Genomic DNA, 17,602 nt, shown 5'->3' with positions numbered 1-17,602 from the left:
GTGCATTGAGCCAACAGCACCTTGTGGTGACAATTGAAGCGACTCTTCAGACAATGCCCCACTCACCAGGACTGTCATCGATGAATAATTTTTTACTGCATACTCCCACCCGTATTCTGTTTGGTCAGGGGCAGATCGCCCATTTAGCCGCTGAAATTCCTGCTAACAGCAAAGTGCTGATCACCTTCGGCGGCGGCAGCGTGAAGAAAAATGGCGTGATGGACCAGGTGTACAGTGCGCTTGAAGGCTTTGACGTACAGGAATTTGGCGGTATTGAACCGAACCCCAGCTTCGAAACGCTGATGCAGGCCGTTGACGTGGTTAAACGTGAAAACATCACCTTCCTGCTGGCGGTGGGCGGCGGTTCGGTGCTGGACGGCACTAAATTTATCGCCGCTGCTGCTTTCTACCCGCAAGATCCGTGGCACATCCTGCAAACCGGCGGCGCGGAGATCCATAAAGCGCTGCCGATTGGCTCGGTGCTCACACTGCCTGCAACCGGATCGGAATCGAACCGCAGCGCAGTGATCACCCGCCGTTCCACCCACGACAAACAGGCATTTCGCAATAATCATGTGTTCCCGCGCTTCGCCGTACTCGACCCGGTGTATACCTACAGCCTGCCACCGCGCCAGATTGCCAACGGCGTGGTCGATGCCTTTGTGCATACCATCGAGCAGTACCTGACTTATCCGGTCGATGCCCGGGTGCAGGATCGTTTTGCCGAAGGCCTGCTGCTGACGCTGATGGAAGAAGGCCCGAAAGCCCTGGCCGAGCCGGAAAATTACGCGGTGCGCGCCAATGTGATGTGGAGCGCCACCATGGCCCTGAATGGCCTGATTGGTGCCGGGGTGCCGCAGGACTGGGCGACCCATATGCTCGGCCACGAACTGACCGCGCTGCACGGGCTGGATCATGCACAGACACTGGCCATTGTGCTGCCTTCGTTGATGAACATTAAGCGTGATACCAAGCGTGAGAAACTGTTGCAGTTCGCCGCCCGCATCTGGGGCCTGCACGATGGCAGTGATGATCAACGTATCGATGGCGCGATTGCCGCCACCCGCAGCTTCTTCGAGCAGATGGGTGTACCGACGCGCTTTAGCGACTACCAGCTCGACGGTTCTTCCATTCCGCAACTGCTCAAGAAACTGGAAGAAAAAGGCCTGACCGCGCTGGGTGAACGCCAGGACATCACGCTGGACGTCAGCCGTCAGATTTATCTGGATGCCCGTTAATCCCCTCCCGTTGTCTGTGTATCAACTAGACTTAGAGCCATCAACCGGTGCCCGCGCACCGGTTCACTCGCTGATAAGGAGATAACATGGCAGATCAACCAATCATTAAACTGCACGATGGCAATATGATGCCGCAGCTCGGACTGGGTGTCTGGCAGGCCAGCATTGATGAGGCTCGGGCCGCCGCCGTTAAGGCGTTATCCGTGGGTTATCGTTCCATTGATACCGCTGCAATTTATAAAAATGAGGAAGGCATTGGCCAGGCATTACAGGAAACCGATGTCGCCCGCGATGATATCTTCGTGACCACCAAACTGTGGAATGACGATCAGCTCAACGCCCCACAGGCGCTGGAAACCAGCCTGAAAAAATTGCAGCTGGAGAGCGTCGATCTCTATCTGATGCACTGGCCTTGCCCGGGGAAGAACAACTTTGTTGCGGCCTGGCAGGCGATGATTGAGCTGCAAAAGCAGGGGCTGACCAAAAGTATTGGCGTGTGTAATTTCAACGAGCCACACCTGAAGCGCCTGCTGGATGAGACAGGGGTCAGCCCGGTGATTAACCAGGTTGAACTGCACCCGATGCTGCAACAGCGCACCCTGCATGCGTGGAATGCGCTGCATCAGATTCAGACCGAATCCTGGAGCCCGCTGGCACAGGGCGGTAAAGGCGTATTCGATCAGGATGTGATTAAACAGCTGGCGAAAAAGTACGACAAAACCCCGGCGCAGATTGTCATCCGCTGGCATCTGGACAGTGGGCTGGTGGTGATCCCGAAATCGGTCACGCCGTCGCGTATTGAGGAGAATTTCAAGGTGTTCGATTTCCGCCTGCAAAAAACGGAGATCAGTGAGATTGCCGCGCTGGATCAGGGTAATCGACTGGGGCCGGACCCGGATGAATTGAATTAGTATTCCGTCATTTCGTATTATCTGTCACGGGCGAGGCATGCCTCGCCCCTACAAAAGCGCGAAACGTTAAAAACTACCTTGCCCGACCTGAACGGCGGGATTCACCGCCAGCTGCCCCGCCGTGCCACGATCCGCCATCTCCAGCGTCTGGCTGTAATAGGTAAACGGGAAATGCTCTGATGATGCCTGAGTAAAGGAGACAAACAGCTCGACGTCGCCATCCACCCACAGTGTATCTTTCCAGCCGCGATCTTCTGCCATCGGCTGTGCGCCATTCACGCTCTTGATCAGGAACATCACGCCCTGAATATGGAACGACTGCGGCATATCAGCATGAATAACCCAGCGCTCAAAACTGCCCTGCTGTGCCTGCACGTCAATGCGTGTCATATCCCACAGCGCGCCGTTAATGCCGGGCATTGAATCCCCCAAACGGAACTCGCGCGTGCGGCTGACAGCACCCTCGATCATCTGATCGGCCAGCAGACGCATCGGTAAGTTATCCGTCACTAACGGCAGCAGCCCGGTCGGGCGCAGGGTCAGGATCAGCGTTGAGGTCAGAATGGAAGAAGGTTCAAAGAAACCGCGCAGACGGTCGACAATCCCGGCGGCTTCCCCGGCGGTAATCGAGACTTCATCGCCCTGGGACATATCAACAAGGATTTCACGTCGTTCGCCAGGCGCCAGCGACAGCTGTTCAACCGCTACGGGTGCGGGCAGGAAGCCCTGATCGCTGGCAATCACATTAAACGGGCGGCTGTCACTCATGCGCAGCTGATAGCGGCGAGCGTTAGAAGCATTCAGCAGACGCAAACGCACCCAGCCTCGGGAGACTTCGAGAAACGGATTCTGTACGCCATTCACCAACAGCGTATCGCCAATAAACCCGCCATTACCCGGTGGGTCATACTCCGGTGCACCAAAATTATCCAGCCGCTTGTCCTGAATAATCAGTGGAAAATCGTCCACACCGTAGTGGTTGGGGATAGGCAAGGACTTACTCACTTCATCCTCGACCAGCCACATCCCGGCCAGGCCGTTGTAGACGTGCGGAGCCATGCGATTAGGCGTGTTGGCATGATACCAGCAGGTGGAGGCCGCCTGACGGATCGGCACCACCGGCGCCCAGTCAACACCCGGCGACATCATACGCGCCGCGCCGCCCATCAGCACACCCGGCACCTGCAGGCCGCTCACCGTCATCGACACCGGTTCATTCAGACGGTTGCTGTAGATCAGCTTGACGTCATCCCCGTTCCAGACGCGTACCGTTGGGCCAAGATAAAGACCATTCATTCCCCATACCGGCACTTTATTGCTGCCGTTAAAGGCCCAATGGCTGCGTTGCAACGTCAGGAACAGCGGCTGCCCGCGACGTGACTCGATCAGTGGCGGGACCGGCAACGGATTGCCCTGCCCGGCACCCGCAGCACGGGCACGTAAGGGAAGAGTGGAAGCACAGAGGGCAATGCCTGAGGCTTGAATAAACTGACGACGACTGAAGGACATACCCACTCCGTAAGTCAAAACGGCCGCCGCAGCGACGCTATTCCATTTTTTATCATTATGCGCGGGCTGTGTTTCCGCGTGATGTGCTGTCGTAAAGAGAGGACAGCGTGGCCGGATCACCGGCCACTCCGTTAACTTATAGCTTACCTGACGCTTCGCGTGCAGCGACTTCGGCATTTAACTCATCCAGCTTCGCCGACATCAGTTCACGACAGTGTGTCGCCAGCTTGCGCACGGACTGCTCGGCAAAGGCCTGGGTATCAACCGGCGGCAGCATTTCAACAATCGCCAGCCCGTTCTTCAACCGGTTCAGTTCGATTTTGCCGTGAATATTCGACACCACGATCGGAATAATGGGCACACCAGCCGCAACCGCCGCATGGAAGGCACCCGTCTTGAATGGCAGCAGGCCACGACCGCGGCTGCGTGTCCCTTCCGGGAACATCAGGAAGGAGATCCTTTTACGTTTAAACTGATCCACCAGTTCACCAATAGTACCGTGTGCTTTGGCGCGGTTATCACGGTCAATCAGCAGGTTACCTGTCAGCCAGTAGAGCAGACCAAAGAAAGGCACCCACAGCAGGCTGCGCTTACCGACAGTGACCGTTGTTGGCTGCACCATGCTGGCCGCCGTGATCATGTCGTAATTGTTCTGATGGTTACAGATATAAATCGCGTTCGGGTAGTTTTCAGCGCCCTCTGGCTTGCGCAGCTCCACCTTCAGACCGAATATCGGTGCCAGACGACCAAACAGATGACCAAAGGTAGCGACATGGCGCGGATCGCGCGGCCTGAACAGACAACAGTAGATACAGCCAAACACACACAACAGGATCGAATACATCACCACGATGATGATACGTAGAAGAGAAAGCATCACTACCTCGTTTTTACTTACAGGTCACACACCGGACAGGTCCATGCGCACTCATGCTTATTATATTTTTTGGGAAATAATCGCCGAGCTGGCCCGTCAATGACGATCGGGCCAGACGAGCGAATTACTCCTCGCTGTCATCCGTTGGGGCTGCACGCACCGGGCCGTCAACGTCGACCCGATCAATGCGCTGCAAGCCACGCGGCAACAGCGTGCCACGACGCCCACGCTCGGCACGGAACTTTTGCAGATCGGCCGCTTTCAGCGTCAGCTTACGTTTACCCACATGCAGCGTAATATCACTTTGTGGTGTCAGCAACAGCAACCAGGCCAGTTTATCCTCACCGGAGGCTGCCTGAGCCGACGGGATGGAGACAATTTTATTCCCCTTCCCTTTCGACAGCTGCGGCAGGTCACCCACCGGGAACATCAACATACGTCCGGCAGCAGTAATGGCCAGCAGCAGATCGTCATTGCTGTGGATCGCCATTGGCGTCATCACTTTGGCATTTGACGGCAGGGTCAGCAGCGCTTTACCGGCACGGTTACGTGACACCAGGTCGCTAAAGGTACAGACGAAACCATAGCCCGCATCGGACGCCATCAGCAGTTTCTGATCGTCCTCCTCCATCAGCACCTGTTCAATAACGGCGCCCGGTGGCGGTGTCAGTTTACCCGTCAGCGGCTCACCCTGACCACGCGCCGATGGCAGTGTGATCGGATCGAGCGCATAGCTGCGCCCGGTGGAGTCGATAAAGGCCACCGGCTGGTTACTCTTGCCACGAGCGGCAGCACGGAAGCTGTCACCCGCTTTGTAGCTGAGGCCCGTTGGGTCAATATCATGGCCTTTGGCGCTGCGCACCCAGCCGCTTTGTGACAGGACGATCGTCACGGGTTCGGACGGCACCAGCTCACTTTCGCTGATGGCTTTTGCTTCTTCGCGCTCACGCAGCGGTGAACGACGATCATCGCCATACGCATCGCTGTCTGCCTGCAACTCTTTCTTCAGCAGGGTATTCATTTTGCGTTCAGAGGCCAGAAGCCCTTGCAGATAGGCCTGCTCTTTTTCCAGCTCATCCTGCTCCCCGCGAATTTTCATCTCTTCCAGTTTGGCGAGATGGCGGAGTTTCAGCTCGAGGATGGATTCAGCCTGGATTTCAGTGATGTCGAAACGCGACATTAATACCGGCTTCGGTTCATCTTCCGTACGAATGATATGGATGACGTCGTCGATATTGAGGAACGCCACCAGCAAACCAGCAAGGATATGCAGACGTTTCTGCACTTTTTCCAGACGGAAGTTCAGACGGCGGCGCACCGTATCACGACGGAACACCAGCCATTCATTGAGAATTTCCAGCAGGTTTTTCACCGCCGGGCGGTTATCCAGGCCGATCATGTTCAGGTTAATGCGGTAGCTGCGTTCAAGATCGGTGGTCGCAAACAGGTGGTTCATCACCTGTTCCATATCCACACGGTTGGAACGCGGCACAATCACCAGACGCGTCGGGTTTTCGTGGTTCGATTCATCGCGCAGATCTTCGACCATCGGCAGCTTTTTGTTACGCATCTGCGCAGCAATCTGCTCCAGTACGCGCGCGCCGGATACCTGATGCGGCAGCGCCGTAATAACCACGTCACCGTCTTCTTTCTTCCATACCGCACGCATACGCACCGAGCCACGACCGCTCTGGTAGATTTTACGTATTTCGTTGCGCGGGGTAATGATCTCCGCTTCCGTCGGATAATCCGGCCCCTGAACGATATCGAGCAGGTCATCCAGCGTGGTTTTCGGGCTGTCGATCAGTGTAATGGCAGCTTTGGCGACTTCACGCAGGTTATGCGGTGGAATGTCGGTTGCCATGCCCACGGCAATCCCGGTGGTGCCATTGAGCAAAATGTTCGGCAGGCGCGCCGGCAGCATCGACGGTTCCTGCATGGTGCCGTCAAAGTTGGGTACGTAGTCAACGGTGCCCTGCCCGAGCTCGCCCAGCAGCACTTCGGCATACTTTGACAAACGTGACTCGGTGTAACGCATCGCGGCGAAAGATTTGGGATCGTCCGGTGCCCCCCAGTTCCCCTGGCCATCAACCAGCGGGTAACGGTAGGAGAACGGCTGCGCCATCAACACCATCGCTTCATAGCAGGCGCTGTCACCGTGCGGATGGTATTTACCCAGCACATCACCGACGGTACGAGCAGATTTTTTGAACTTAGCGTTGTTGCTCAATCCCAGTTCTGACATCGCATACACAATGCGGCGCTGAACGGGCTTGAGGCCATCGCCAATATAAGGAAGCGCACGATCCATGATGACGTACATGGAGTAGTTAAGGTACGCATTCTCAGTAAAGGTATGCAGGGCAAGGCGCTCTGCACCATCCTGCGTCAGATCAGTCATTATTCTCTTTTCCTCACATCGCGGCGCGTTAAGGGCCTGCCAACTCCGCACCACACAGCGGTAAGTTTGGCGAGGATAGTACCTTATCTGATAAGGGTCTGTCACAGGGATCAATGGTTCAGCACGAGTGACAGCAACAAATTGTCCTGCACTAAGGGAGAAATGAATATTCCCCAGCCCGGAGGAATAAAACTAATAATATGAGAACAAGATCACACTTATTCACCCATTCATTAATGTGATCCCTCTCCCAAATAATAATCCCGCATTCTGCTGTTTTAATTTTGTCCCGCACAGGGACACGCTTTAGTATTGCCCACATCCCCGACAGCAACTAGATTTAATCTCACTCAGTCAGCACAAGATAAATCCGACCCGAAAGGGTGAATAATTAAAACATAATACCCAAAGTCATTGACGTAACAGCACGACAGCAAACACCGCTGGCATGTCAAATATCAAGGGGATTCAAGGGTGATCTGATGCAACTACTAACCTCTCGACAACACAAATTGCTGAAGTATCTTCTGCAACATCAGGAGTATGTTCCGGTTAAAAATATGGCCAGCCTGCTGGCCGTGTCAGAAAAAACGGTACATCGCGATATCCAGTTTATCGAAACACTGTTAACCGAGTGGAATATCACTACAGATAAAAAGGTTGGCATTGGTATTATGCTGATTGCCGATGACAGCCAGCGTTTAATGCTGCTGGAGCAACTGATAACACCAGAAGAAGGCGGTGCTGAGGCGCTGGCCAATAATTCACGCCGGGTAAAAATTGCGTCTCAACTTCTGAGCGATACCCCGCGGGAAACCTCCATCAGCAAGCTGTCTGAACGCTACTTCATCAGTAGCGCCTCTATCGTCAATGACCTGAAGATCATTGAAAGCTGGATTGCCCCACTCGGCCTGGCACTGGTCCGCAGTCAGAGCGGTACGCATATTGAAGGCAGCGAAAATCATATTCGCCAGGCGATGGCCTCACTGATTAATGATGTAATGAATTTCCAGGACCCGGGGACGGTCAATCATTCACGTCTGGATCCCGGAAGTTATAAAGCCCTGACGCACTATTTTGGTGAAGAGGATGTGCTGTTTGTTCAGCAAATCCTGGAGCAGATGGAACGCCAGTTAACCTATCCCCTGGGTGAACCTTATTATATTAATCTTTTCACCCATATTTTAATTATGATGCACCGCATGGCGCTGGGTAACCCGCTTATTCTGAGCGAAGAAAACATCAGCCAAAAACCGGACGAAATTATTTTCGCTATCGCACAGGAAATGATTAATCAGGTTGAAATCAGAATTAATAATCAACTACCTTGTGATGAAGTCTGGTTTGTTTATCAATATATCATTTCCTCTGGCATTGTGGTCGAGGAAAATGAGGATAACCCTCCGTTGTATTGTCAGTTATCCAATAGTGAGTCGCGCCATTTAACGCTGGATTTAATCGCCACCTTTTCTGCCGTGATTAATATTGACCTGAGCAGCGACCGTCTGCTGCATGAAGGGTTGCTGGTGCATATTAAGCCGTTACTTAACCGACTTAAATATCAAATACGCATCCGCAATCCGTTACTGGAAGATATAAAAAAAGAGCTGGCCGATATTTATCAGTTGACCGGACATGCAGTGTCGCAACTGTGCCAGCGCTTTAAATTACCGGAGATTGCCGATGATGAAGTGGGTTATCTGACCGTGCATTTTCAGGCGGCACTGGAGCGCCAGATTGCTCACAAACGCATCCTGATTGTCTGTTCAAGCGGTGTGGGCACGTCGCACCTGCTGAAGAGCCGCATTCTGCGCGCCTTCCCTGACTGGGTCATCGCTGGCGTCGTCTCGGCCAGCACCATGAACCAGTGTTGCCAGCAGCAGGATATTGAACTGGTGATCTCCACGATTCATCTGGCCGACCAGCCGCTTCCGGTGGTCTACGTGTCGGCCTTTTTTAACGACGACGATATTAAACGCGTCACCGAGAAGGTCATCGCCAGCAAATTGATGCAGGCATCCGATCGTATCAAGGCACCCGAACACGCCTTTTCAACTTGCTCTTAAGAGGTCTGCAAATGGATATCAATAAAATTCTCAGCGCCCGGCGCGTCAAATTAAACATGAACGCCAGCACGAAAGATGAAGCGATACGCGAACTGACCGATTTGCTGTATGAGGACGGTGCCCTGACCTCGAAAGAGGACTTTATTCACGACGTCTGGTTACGTGAAGCCGAAGGCTCGACCGGATTCGAGAATCATATTGCTATTCCACACGGCAAGTCGCTGGCAGTAAAACAGACCACGCTGGCGATTGGCCGGACCCGCGCCGATATTCCGTGGGAAACGCTCGATGGCAGTGAAGTGCGCTGCATTATTTTATTTGCGGTCCGTATGGAAGATCAAAACACCACACATATTCGTCTGTTGTCTCAGGTGGCCTGTGCCCTGGCGGATGATGATGTGATTGCCCAACTGTTACAAGAGCAGGATGCAGACAGCATTATCCAACTGTTCAGCCAGTACGCGGAAACAGACCTCTGTTAACACTGAAGACGAGGCTTACCATGAAAATTGTTTGTGTGGCCGCCTGCACGGCAGGCATCGCGCATACCTACATCGCGCGCGAAAAACTGATTAAGGGCGCGAAAGCGCTCAACTTCGACATCCTGGTGGAAACCCAGGGCACCATCGGCACCGAGAATGCCCTGAATGCGGCAGACATTGCCGCGGCTGACGTAGTGATCCTGGCCGTCGATATCAAAATCAACGGCGAGGAGCGTTTTAAAGGTAAACCGGTGGTGCGGGTGAAAACCGATGTCGTGATCAAATCCCCGGTGAAGTTCCTGGAAAAAGTGGCCGATTCGTTAGCACGTGCCTGAGCACTCTCACGGGGAAATCACGATGAACACTCAATCAAACAAACTGGGGCAAGAGATTAAGGGGCATCTGCTGACCGGTATCTCATGGATGATCCCGTTGATCGTCGCCGCCGGGATCTGCATTGCGCTAGGCCAGGTGATCGGCGGCCCGGACGTCGGTAAACAGACCGGCAGCGTGGCCTGGATGCTGAATCAGATCGGCGGCTGGGGAATGGGGCTGATCGTGCCGCTGATTTCTGCGGCGATCGCCTGGTCAATTGCCGATCGCCCCGGCTTTGCACCCGGTCTGATCGTGGGTTTTATCTGCGGCCAGATCGGCACCGGGTTTATCGGCGGCATTCTCGGCGGCTTCCTGGTGGGCTACACCGTGCTGCTGCTGAAACGCAGCATCAGGCTGCCCACGTCTATGCAGGGGCTGATGCCGGTGATGATCCTGCCGGTGCTCAGTACCGTGATCGCCGGGTTGCTGATGATGACGTTCATCGGCCAGCCGATCATCTGGTTGCAGAAAGCGCTGATCCATCTGCTGGAGTCGATGCAGGGCGGATCGAAGTTCCTGATGGGAGCGATCCTCGGTGCCATGGCCACCTTTGACTTCGGCGGGCCGGTGAATAAAACCATGTCCCTGTTTGCTGACGGCATGCTGGTTGATGGCATCTATGGCCCGGAAGCGGTGAAGTTTGTCGGCTCAATGATCCCGCCGTTTGGTATCACCCTCTCCTTCCTGCTGACGCGCAATAAATACACCCGCGCAGAAAAAGAGGCCCTGAAAGCCGCCTTCCCGATGGGCATCTGCATGATCACCGAAGGGGTGATCCCCATTGCCGCCCGTGACCTGTTCCGTGTGGTTGGCAGCTGTGTGGTGGCCTCCGCCATCGCAGGCGGGCTGATTATGGTCTGGGGCGTAGAGGCGCCTGTGCCGCACGGCGGGATGTTTGTGGTGCCGCTGTTTACCAAACCCGTGATGTTCTGCCTGGCCCTGGGGATCGGCACGGTGATCTGCGGCGTGATGCTGTCAGTCATTAAGAAACGCGTGACCGAAGCGGATGAAGAGTTTAACGATGTCGACGATGGCAGCATGCGCGACGAAGACATTAAATTCACCCTGGAATAAGGAGTTGTTATGTACGCCTCAATGAAAGCCGTGATTGCCGATGCCTTTCAGCGACAGTACGCGGTCTTAGCCATTAACTGCTTCAATCTGGAGAGCGCCCGTGCGGCCATCAGCGCCGCCAGCGCACAGCGCGCCCCGATTATCCTGAATATCTATCAGGGGCACTGCGAACACTTCCCACCAGCAGTCGCGCTGCCGCTGGTCAGGGCGCTGGCAGAGCAGGCCAACGTGCCGGTGGCCCTCAGTCTTGACCACGGCAGTGACTTTACGCTGATTGGTCAGTGCTTCCGCGCCGGGTTTACCGGGCTGATGATTGACGCCTCCGCTTTTCCGCTGGAGGAGAACATCCGCCAGACTCAGCAGGTGGTACAGATGGCCCACACTGCAGGGGTTTGCGTGGAGGGCGAGCTGGGCCATATTGCTGATGCGCCGGTCTATGACCTGCAGGATGCCAGCGTGAAGATGACCCAGGTGGCCGATGTGATGCCGTTTATCGCACAGACCGATATTGACCTGCTGGCGGTATCCGTCGGTACGGCACACGGCATCTATCCGCCGGGTGTGACACCCGCGATTGATTTCACCCGGCTGGAGGAGCTGCATCGCGCTTCACCGTTACCGCTGGCCCTGCATGGCGGCAGCGGCACCAAAGCGGAAGATATTCGCCGCGTCAGCCAGCATGGTGTGGCAAAGATTAACGTTGGTGCGGCGGTGTTTGAAGCCGGAAAAAGCGCACTGCAACAAGCCTTAAAACAGCACCCTAAGGCGGAGCTGCCCGATCTGATGGCGGTGATGGAATCCGCCTGTCGCGAAGTCGTTACTGAGTATCTCAACTGGTCTGGCGCCGTGGGTAAAGCGTAACGCCCGATCCGATTCCGTTCACCCTGCGTTCCGTCAGTGACCCGTCACTGATGCAGGAAAGTTTTGCCTAAAATCTGACTCTGAGGGAGTACAACCATGTTGATGTCAATGCACGAACTGTTAAAACCAACCCGTGAAAATCGCTTCGCCATTGGTGCCTTTAACGTTGCCGACAGCTGCTTTATCCGCGCCGTCGTCGAGCAGGCAGAGGCCAGCAACAGCCCGGCGATTATCTCCATCCACCCCAGCGAACTGGAGTTCGTGACCGATGAGTTCTTCGGCTATGTGCGTGAACGCACCCTGCGCAGCCGCATTCCTTTTGTTATCCACCTTGATCACGGCGCATCGGTTGAGCACGTCCAGCGCGCCATTCAGTGCGGGTTTACCTCAGTGATGATTGATGGATCGCTGCTGCCGTATGAAGAGAACGTGGCGCTGACGCAGGAAGTGGTGAAGCTGGCCCATGCGGTGGGGATCTCTGTGGAAGGTGAGCTGGGCACCATTGGGGATACCGGCACGTCAGTGGAGGGCGGGGTCAGTAAGGTGATTTATACCGATCCTGATCAGGCAGAGGACTTTGTTGCCCGCACCGGCGTGGATACGCTGGCGGTCGCCATCGGCACCGCGCACGGTATTTATCCAAAAGATATGAAGCCGGAGCTGCAAATGCATATCCTGCGCGAGATCTCACAGCGCGTGTCGATTCCACTGGTGCTGCACGGCGGATCGGCCAACCCGGATGCGGAGATCGCGGAGTCGGTGACACTGGGTGTCGGTAAGATCAATATCTCCAGTGATATGAAGTATGCCTACTTTGCCAAAGCCCGTGAGATTCTGAGCCGCGAAACCTGGTGGGATCCGAATGTGATCTACCCTGAGCCGATCAAGGCGGCAAAAGAGGTGATTGCTTATAAGATGTCGCTGTTTGGTTCGACGGGCAAAGCGGATTTATATCGTTAGGGTGGGTCTTTGGTCTGGGCCGCTGTTTTAAGGGCCAGGCATGCCTGGCCCCTACGGACGGTGTAGGGGTCGGGCATGCCCGCCCCTGATGCGTTATTTCCCCGCCAACCACTGCTTCACAACCTGCTGGTATTCCCCAGTGGCTTTACTCAAGTGCAGCCACTGGTCAACGTACATCTTCCAGCTGATATCATCACGTGGCAGCATCCACGCCTTCTCACCGTACTGTAACGGCTTGTCCGGGTTAATCGCACACAGCGACGGATAGCGCTTCTGCTGATACTGGGCTTCCGACGCATCGGTGATCATCACGTCCGCTTTCTTATCCACCAGCTGCTGGAAAATCGTCACGTTATCGTGAAACAACGTCAGGTTGGCCTCGGGCAGATAAGCATGCACAAAGGCTTCATTGGTGCCGCCCGCCGGTTCAATCAGACGCACCGACGGTTTATTCATCTGTTCAACGGTGTGGTATTTCTTCTTATCCGCGCAGCGCACCAGCGGGATTTTCCCGTCGGTATCCAGCGGTTCCGCAAACCACGCCGTCTGCTGACGCTTCAGTGTCACTGAAACACCGCCCAGAGCGATGTCACACTGCTTGCCGATAAAGTCAGGTGTCAGGGTTTTCCAGGTGGTGGGGACCCACTTCACCTCGGCGCCCAGGCTTTTTGCCAACGACTGCACCAGCGAAATATCAATGCCTTCATAGCCGCCATCCGCACGCAGATAGGTATAAGGCTTGTAGTCTCCCGTGGTACACACCACCAGCGTTTTACTCTGCATGGCACGGTCAAGATGCGATTGCGCGCTGGCGCTTCCCGCTACCAACAGAAGGGCCACAGCCCCGATTTTCATCATCATAGTTCTCTCATTGTTATTATCAGTGCCGCGTATTGTTGCTTAAAACGCAATAGTATTGTGATCCATACCCCATTTTTCTCACCCCTGTCGTCAGATACACTCTCCGAAATTGCACACAGCTGAGAAAAATTTATGAGCCAGATTCTGATTATTGATGCCGGGAAAGCCTTCGCTCATTCAAAAGGCGAACTGAACCACACGCTGACTAACGTGGCCGCCAGCTTCCTGCGTGACGCGGGTCATCAGGTCGATGTTACCGTACTCGACGACGGTTACGTAGTCGCTGAAGAAATCGAAAAATACCTCGCTGCCGATACCATTATTTACCAGATGCCAGGCTGGTGGATGGGCGAGCCGTGGACGCTAAAAAAATATATCGATGAAGTATTTACCGAAGGCCACGGCAAACTGTACGCCAGCGATGGCCGTACCCGCTCTGATGCAGCCAAAAAATATGGCTCTGGCGGCCTGTTACAGGGTAAAACCTATATGCTGTCGCTGACCTGGAACGCCCCGTTACAGGCGTTCACCGATCCGGAACAGTTCTTTGAAGGCGTGGGCGTTGATGGCGTGTATCTGCACTTCCACAAAGCAAACCAGTTCCTGGGTATGGACGGTTTACCGACCTTTATCTGCAACGATGTGATCAAACAGCCGGATATTGACGGCGATATTGCACGCTATCGGACTCATCTGAACGCGATCTTTGCTTAACTAAAGGTACACACCTCGAGTAAAAGGAAACAGTATGCTGACCGTGATCGCTGAAATTTGTATCAAGCCAGGCCGACGTACTGCCGTTTTACAAGCGATAGAAACGCTGACGCCTGTCGTTCTGGATGAGGAAGGCTGCGGCAGTTATCAGGCGCTGATTGACCATAAAGCCCAGGTACCGTGGAAGCAGTACTCACCGGACTCGATCTTTATGGTGGAGCACTGGGACTCACTGCGCCATCTTGAGCAGCATCAGCAGGCTGCCCATATGGAAGCACACCGTACCGCGATTAAAAACGATGTGGTGGATGTGAAGATCTTTGTGCTGGAACCGGCACTGTAAAGACACGCGGGCTGATCGGAACAGAAGGTCAGCCCCTGCTTTTTGCCTTATAACAACGTCTTGCTGGCAAACTGCTCACTGAGAAAATCCAGGAAACAGCTGATCCGCGCCGACAGCGTGCTGTTACGGTAGTACACAGCATGAATCGGGTGGTGCATCTCACGCGTTTCAGCCTCCAGAACCGGCACCAGCCGACCGGAAGCCAGATCCTCACGGCTGAGAAAATCCGACACGCGGGTAATACCCATGCCGTTCACCGCCAGCTGGCGCAGCGTTTCCCCACTTGATGCCATCACCGTTGGTTTAATCTGTAAAAGCTCCCCCTCCACCCGCCATACCGGCCAGATATTGTGCTGGTCAAGATTGCAGAAGCCCAGTAACCGATGGTTCTCGACCATATCGGCCACGCTTTGCGGTACACCATGCTCCTCCAGATAGCCCGGGCTGGCCATCAGCCGCAGCCTGCTGCACCCCAGCGCGCGAGCATGCATCGTGGAATCGCGCAGCTCGCCAATACGGATCGCGATATCCGTCTGCTGTTCCAGCAGATCGATCACCACTTCATCAGTATTCAGCTCCAGCTGGATCAGCGGATAACGGCGTGAAAACTCCGGCATCAGCGGCACAATCACATGCAGCATAAACGGCGTGGCGGCATTGACGCGCAGCCGGCCAGACGGGATCTCACGCCGCTGAGCGATCTGCTCTTCGGCGGTTTCGACTGAACGAATGATCTGCCGCGCGTGCTCAAGAAAGATCTGCCCTTCTTCAGTCAGTGCGATACGGCGAGTGGTGCGGTGCAGCAACGTGGTTTGCAGCTTGCTTTCCAGCCGACTGAGGGCGCGGCTGATACCGGACGTGGTCTGGTTAAGCTGCTCTGCGGCGGCAGTGATCGAACCGGTATCGACCACAACAACCCACGCACGAAGCTCTTCAAGGGTGATTTTCAATAGTTCAACCTGCTGGAAAGATGACACTCACAATACTAACAGAATCATCACGAGTCCTGGCGCAGGTTGACATTTTTATGCGTTTACGGCATTACCGGGCGTGAATACGGAAACAATCCGATCAAGCGTCAGCAAAGCAGATGATTAGATTTTACTTTCAGAAGGGGTAAAAAGAACACTGCAGAATGGGCAAAGAAGATTTTTGTTCTTATGAACTCTTGGAGCACTGTGGTCGGAATTTTTACTGCATTTAGGACATGCGATGGAGATGAGGAAGCCGTTGGATTTAGGTTGTTTTTGATTATAAGCCATAAATATTTCCTGTGTTGTTTGGACGCGTATAGTACACCCTCAATCAACATTCCCCTTACTCTTTCTTTCTTAAAAGCAGTTTTAGCTATCAAAATGGTGCGCCAACAGGCTGTGAATGCTCAACATAACCCTCTGTCACAAGGCCGCATCCGTTAATCCTCGTTAAGGAGCGATGCGAATAATTTTCTGCGTCAGGCGCATGGCTGAATCAAACGGGCCTGTATTGCGCACAATTTTGACCATCACGCTGGCACCCAACCAAAGCTGATAAAGGTTTTCCGCCACGTTGGTGGGATGATCATCGATAGTCAGAGAACCCTCGGCGACACCGGCCTCTAACGCTTCCGCAAGGCGCGATATGATTCCTGAAGTTCCTGACTCAAGTGTCACGCGCATAGTGTCAGAAAGATCGGCCACTTCAGCCCCGAGTTTCACGGCAAGGCACTTACCCTGACAATGCGAAAACGATTGTGATTCACGCCATTGCCGCCAGTAGTTCATCAGCCGCTGCGCCATATTGAGACCAGGCTGGCTCAGGGTGCTATCAATTTCTGCCAGATAATCATCAAAATAACGAGCCAGCATCGCTACCCCAAATGCTTCTTTCGAGCTGAAGTAGTGATAAAACGAACCTTTGGGCACACCCGCATCAGTGAGTATTTCGTTTAATCCGACAGCCGAAAAACCCTTGCCTGCCATGATACGTTGGCCTGTGGCGAGGATATGGTCGCGGATGTCGTTGCTATGATGTTGAGTTGAAGTCGTCATAGGTTAACGTTACCAAAAAACTAGACCAGTCGTCTATATGGGGCAGCTAAATATCGCTGCCCCAGGTAAGCACCGTTTATTCGGTCAGCTGTCGGATCAGTTGTTCCGCCGTTGCCGCTGATGAAGTTGGATTTTGTCCGGTGATCAGCAGACCATCGCTGACGACATACGAACTCCAGTCCGCCCCTTTGGAATAAATTCCACCTTTGGCAATCAATTCATCTTCCACCAGGAAAGGCACCACGTCAGTCAGGCCCACTGCGTCCTCTTCACTATTGGTAAAGCCGGTGACTTTGCGGCCTGCCACCAGCGGTTGCCCTTCGGGTGTTTTAACGTGGCGAAGGACGCCCGGTGCATGGCAGACCAGTGCCACAGGCTTGTTTGCCGCGAGGAAGGCTTCAATCAGCGCGATAGAGTTTTTATCTTCGGCCAGATCCCACAGCGGGCCATGGCCGCCCGGATAAAAGACCGCGTCGTACCCGTCTTGCGAAATGCTGTCCAGACGCACCGTGGCGGCAAGCTGGGCAGTTGCTTCTGCATCGGCCTCAAAGCGGTGGGTCTGTTCAGTCTGAAAATCCGGCTCATTACTTTTTGCATCTAACGGCGGGTTGCCGCCCTTTGGCGAGGCCAGCGTAATTTCTGCGCCCGCATCTTTAAATGCGTAGTAGGGAGCTGCCAGCTCTTCAAGCCAGAAACCAGTTTTACGTCCGGTATTGCCCAGCTGGTCGTGTGAGGTTAACACCATAAGAATCTTCATCTTAATCTCCTGCCTGTCAGTTTGAAATGCTTGAATTAGACCAGTCGTCTAGATGGTAGTTGTAACAAGGCTTCATCTGCTCAAGTCATGTCGTTAAGCTAACAGCAATTAGACCAGTCGTCTACAAATAATAGTAAACATCT

The 17,602-nt window shown here is 54.2% G+C and carries 18 protein-coding genes; 10 read left to right on the top strand and 8 right to left on the bottom strand.

The window, feature by feature from the left end:
- Positions 1 to 80: 80 nt before the first annotated feature.
- Positions 81 to 1,238, top strand: a complete 1,158-nt coding sequence (yqhD, locus tag FVB43_RS04200) for an alcohol dehydrogenase (protein ID WP_167863422.1) — start codon at positions 81 to 83, stop codon at positions 1,236 to 1,238.
- An 86-nt stretch (positions 1,239 to 1,324) separates the two neighbouring features.
- Positions 1,325 to 2,149, top strand: a complete 825-nt coding sequence (gene dkgA / locus FVB43_RS04195) for a 2,5-didehydrogluconate reductase DkgA (protein ID WP_133843809.1) — start codon at positions 1,325 to 1,327, stop codon at positions 2,147 to 2,149.
- Positions 2,150 to 2,215: 66 nt separating this feature from the next.
- On the opposite strand, the gene ftsP is transcribed toward dkgA, so the two are convergent.
- From ftsP to parC, 3 genes are all read right to left on the bottom strand, one after another.
- Entirely contained in the window at positions 2,216 to 3,658 is a 1,443-nt protein-coding gene (gene ftsP, locus FVB43_RS04190) for a cell division protein FtsP (protein ID WP_133843811.1), read from the bottom strand.
- Between the two features lie 136 nt (positions 3,659 to 3,794).
- The gene (locus FVB43_RS04185; protein WP_133843813.1) at positions 3,795 to 4,535 is read right to left on the bottom strand and encodes a 1-acylglycerol-3-phosphate O-acyltransferase; all 741 of its coding nucleotides are present in this window, start codon (positions 4,533 to 4,535) and stop codon (positions 3,795 to 3,797) included.
- Between the two features lie 124 nt (positions 4,536 to 4,659).
- On the bottom strand, positions 4,660 to 6,936 hold the full coding sequence (parC, locus tag FVB43_RS04180; RefSeq protein WP_133843815.1) for a DNA topoisomerase IV subunit A: 2,277 nt from the start codon (positions 6,934 to 6,936) through the stop codon (positions 4,660 to 4,662).
- Between the two features lie 482 nt (positions 6,937 to 7,418).
- On the opposite strand from parC, the gene FVB43_RS04175 reads away from it, so the two are divergent.
- The 6 genes from FVB43_RS04175 to FVB43_RS04150 all read left to right on the top strand — a co-directional run bounded on the left by FVB43_RS04175 (position 7,419) and on the right by FVB43_RS04150 (position 12,754).
- Positions 7,419 to 9,002, top strand: coding sequence for a BglG family transcription antiterminator (locus tag FVB43_RS04175; RefSeq protein ID WP_133843817.1), 1,584 nt, complete (start codon positions 7,419 to 7,421; stop codon positions 9,000 to 9,002).
- 11 nt (positions 9,003 to 9,013) lie between these two features.
- Positions 9,014 to 9,484: a PTS sugar transporter subunit IIA gene (locus FVB43_RS04170; protein WP_133843819.1), complete on the top strand. Its 471-nt coding sequence runs from the start codon at positions 9,014 to 9,016 to the stop codon at positions 9,482 to 9,484.
- 20 nt (positions 9,485 to 9,504) lie between these two features.
- A complete protein-coding gene (locus FVB43_RS04165; RefSeq protein WP_133843821.1) occupies positions 9,505 to 9,819 on the top strand; it encodes a PTS fructose transporter subunit IIB in 315 nt (104 codons plus the stop codon).
- Between the two features lie 22 nt (positions 9,820 to 9,841).
- Positions 9,842 to 10,933, top strand: coding sequence for a PTS fructose transporter subunit IIC (locus FVB43_RS04160; RefSeq protein ID WP_133843823.1), 1,092 nt, complete (start codon positions 9,842 to 9,844; stop codon positions 10,931 to 10,933).
- A 9-nt stretch (positions 10,934 to 10,942) separates the two neighbouring features.
- Positions 10,943 to 11,794 carry a class II fructose-bisphosphate aldolase gene (locus FVB43_RS04155; RefSeq protein WP_167863421.1) on the top strand — a complete coding sequence of 284 codons (852 nt, stop codon included), beginning with the start codon at positions 10,943 to 10,945 and terminating at the stop codon, positions 11,792 to 11,794.
- A gap of 96 nt (positions 11,795 to 11,890) precedes the next feature.
- Positions 11,891 to 12,754: a ketose-bisphosphate aldolase gene (locus FVB43_RS04150; protein WP_133843828.1), complete on the top strand. Its 864-nt coding sequence runs from the start codon at positions 11,891 to 11,893 to the stop codon at positions 12,752 to 12,754.
- 93 nt (positions 12,755 to 12,847) lie between these two features.
- On the opposite strand, the gene FVB43_RS04145 is transcribed toward FVB43_RS04150, so the two are convergent.
- Positions 12,848 to 13,615 (bottom strand): transporter substrate-binding domain-containing protein, encoded by a 768-nt coding sequence (locus FVB43_RS04145; RefSeq protein WP_374760132.1) that lies wholly within the window; start codon positions 13,613 to 13,615, stop codon positions 12,848 to 12,850.
- A 132-nt stretch (positions 13,616 to 13,747) separates the two neighbouring features.
- Here FVB43_RS04145 and FVB43_RS04140 point away from each other — a divergent pair, with 132 nt between their 5' ends.
- Both FVB43_RS04140 and FVB43_RS04135 read left to right on the top strand, forming a co-directional pair.
- Positions 13,748 to 14,329 (top strand): NAD(P)H-dependent oxidoreductase, encoded by a 582-nt coding sequence (locus FVB43_RS04140; protein WP_133843830.1) that lies wholly within the window; start codon positions 13,748 to 13,750, stop codon positions 14,327 to 14,329.
- A 34-nt stretch (positions 14,330 to 14,363) separates the two neighbouring features.
- Positions 14,364 to 14,672 carry a putative quinol monooxygenase gene (locus FVB43_RS04135; protein WP_133843832.1) on the top strand — a complete coding sequence of 103 codons (309 nt, stop codon included), beginning with the start codon at positions 14,364 to 14,366 and terminating at the stop codon, positions 14,670 to 14,672.
- Positions 14,673 to 14,719: 47 nt separating this feature from the next.
- Here the strand turns inward: FVB43_RS04135 and FVB43_RS04130 are convergent, their stop codons facing one another.
- From FVB43_RS04130 to FVB43_RS04120, 4 genes are all read right to left on the bottom strand, one after another.
- Positions 14,720 to 15,622, bottom strand: a complete 903-nt coding sequence (locus FVB43_RS04130; RefSeq protein WP_133843834.1) for a LysR substrate-binding domain-containing protein — start codon at positions 15,620 to 15,622, stop codon at positions 14,720 to 14,722.
- 144 nt (positions 15,623 to 15,766) lie between these two features.
- A complete protein-coding gene (locus FVB43_RS24840; RefSeq protein ID WP_213202222.1) occupies positions 15,767 to 15,934 on the bottom strand; it encodes a YnfU family zinc-binding protein in 168 nt (55 codons plus the stop codon).
- Positions 15,935 to 16,096: 162 nt separating this feature from the next.
- Positions 16,097 to 16,702, bottom strand: a complete 606-nt coding sequence (locus FVB43_RS04125) for a TetR/AcrR family transcriptional regulator (RefSeq protein WP_133843836.1) — start codon at positions 16,700 to 16,702, stop codon at positions 16,097 to 16,099.
- Between the two features lie 76 nt (positions 16,703 to 16,778).
- The gene (locus FVB43_RS04120) at positions 16,779 to 17,459 is read right to left on the bottom strand and encodes a type 1 glutamine amidotransferase domain-containing protein (protein ID WP_133843838.1); all 681 of its coding nucleotides are present in this window, start codon (positions 17,457 to 17,459) and stop codon (positions 16,779 to 16,781) included.
- Between the last annotated feature and the right edge of the window lie 143 nt (positions 17,460 to 17,602).

Source organism: Erwinia rhapontici, assembly GCF_012271765.1.
Lineage (GTDB): Bacteria > Pseudomonadota > Gammaproteobacteria > Enterobacterales > Enterobacteriaceae > Erwinia > Erwinia rhapontici.
The sequence above is the reverse complement of the archived record's forward strand: the minus strand, read 5'-3'. Positions and strand labels throughout refer to the sequence as shown.